The following is a 930-nucleotide window of genomic DNA, read 5'->3' on the forward strand; positions in this document are numbered from 1 at the left end:
ACGGTAGCCGTAGCTGAATTCGGAGTCTTTTACGATTTCGGTAATTCTTTCGGTCAGCTCCGCATACTTTGAAGGACTCTTCAAGGCTTTGAGCTGATAATAGAAGCTAGAAGACGATAGTCCGACAATGTCAAGCAGCAGTGAAATCGGAAAAGCAGACCGTAACGCATCGACCACAATAGTTTTGAATCTGTTACTGAGATTGGTTGGGTCGATGCTGTCGTCTTTTTTTATTTCTTCCAGCTCTTTTTCTAGCACGGCCTTTTCTGCTGATAGTCGCGCTGCCAGTTTCTTAAGCTGTGCCGCATCATCTGGAAGCGACTTCTCCAAGGCTTTGTGAGTTACGATGCCAGCTGACTGTTTGCGTTCAGTTGCGCTCATCAAGCCCCACTTTCCTTCCTCACGGAATCGTTGGGCCCAAGCATAGACGCTCATTTTCGAGTTCAGCGACAACTCGGCTGCAACGGCATCAGGAGACATACCGGAGTTGAAAAGCTCGACTGCTTTAAGCTTTGTCGTAAACGGGTAGCGTTTCAGCGTTGTCCGCCGAATAGGAGAAGATGGTGGTTCAGACCGCTGTCTAATCCAGAGGTGGAGCGTCCAACGGCCTGGGTAACCCAACTCGCGGACAGTCTTTGTGACAGATTGAGTCCTGTCGAATACCTCTAACGCCTTAAGTCGTTGCGCATTCGTGTATCGAATATTAGACATACGGAAAATCCTCCAAGATTTCGTCCGCATCCCCTTTTTGTCGTTTAACCCCAAACTCCACGCCGCCCAGGGCACCACAAAAAAGAAAAGCCTCGAGAGACCATAGGAACGATGTCTCGAGACTTCACATTGTGCGCCCGGAGGTGTCCGAATTCATGACTTATTTGACAGTCTGTTCCTGGGTAAGTGGTCGTGATGGTTGACAGGTCAGTCGCGACA

General features: G+C 49.2%; 1 protein-coding gene. It reads right to left on the bottom strand.

The genetic code is table 11. The features are described 5' to 3' along the window. A partial coding sequence (locus QP891_RS11660) for a terminase gpP N-terminus-related DNA-binding protein (protein ID WP_502869516.1) occupies window positions 1-711 on the bottom strand: 711 nt, incomplete at its 3' end. Window positions 712-930: the final 219 nt, after the last annotated feature.

Origin of the sequence: Corynebacterium sp. MSK310 (assembly GCF_030227355.1) — a bacterium.
GTDB classification, from domain to species: domain Bacteria; phylum Actinomycetota; class Actinomycetes; order Mycobacteriales; family Mycobacteriaceae; genus Corynebacterium; species Corynebacterium rhinophilum.